The organism is Pseudoalteromonas sp. GW168-MNA-CIBAN-0100 (genome assembly GCF_040309225.1).
Classification (GTDB): domain Bacteria; phylum Pseudomonadota; class Gammaproteobacteria; order Enterobacterales; family Alteromonadaceae; genus Pseudoalteromonas; species Pseudoalteromonas arctica.
In genome coordinates this window covers 1-708 of sequence record NZ_JBEOOL010000075.1, presented here as the reverse complement: position 1 = coordinate 708, position 708 = coordinate 1, and the positions used below count along the sequence as shown (strand labels likewise).

Sequence of the window (708 nt, the reverse complement as noted above, 5' to 3'; positions counted from 1 at the left end):
CATTAGCCATGGTCGACTTTAATTTTTGCGCTACTAATTGTGGGTTATCTATAATAACTTCAAATTTGCTGAGTGCTTCTACACCCAGTGTCATTTCAATAAAGTGGCACAGCTCTTTAAAGTAGGCTTCACTTTGTTTGGGTCCTGTTAAAATAACCGGTAGGCACTGCTTGTCATTTTCTGGGTGTAATAATATCCCTAATAAATAAAGAAACTCTTCAGCAGTACCAGCGCCACCAGGAAAAATAATGATAGCGTGCGCAGTGCGTATAAAGGCTTCTAAACGTTTTTCTATGTCGGGTAAAATGACTAATTCATTTACAATTGGGTTAGGCGGCTCTGCTGCAATAATGCTGGGCTCGGTTAATCCTAAATAACGATTGTTTTTAATGCGCTGCTTAGCGTGGCCAATAGTAGCGCCTTTCATTGGACCTTTCATAGCGCCAGGGCCACAGCCGGTACAAATGTTTAAGCCGCGCAGGCCCAGCTCATAGCCTACTTGTTTGGTATATTTATACTCAACTTCACTAATAGAATGCCCACCCCAACATACAATCATGCTTGGTTCGCTGTTTACTTTTAGTGCATCGGCATTTCTGAGCATATCAAACACCATGTGGGTAATGGCTTTTTGTTCTTTAAGATCTTTTTCGTATTTTTGACATATAAATAAAATATCGCGGATCACAGAAAATATATGCTCGTGAA

General features: G+C 40.3%; 1 protein-coding gene. It reads right to left on the bottom strand.

All coding sequences use genetic code 11. From position 1 onward, the window contains the following. The coding region (locus AAEY62_RS20060; protein ID WP_350635912.1) for an LOG family protein at positions 1-708 on the bottom strand (708 nt) is incomplete at both ends.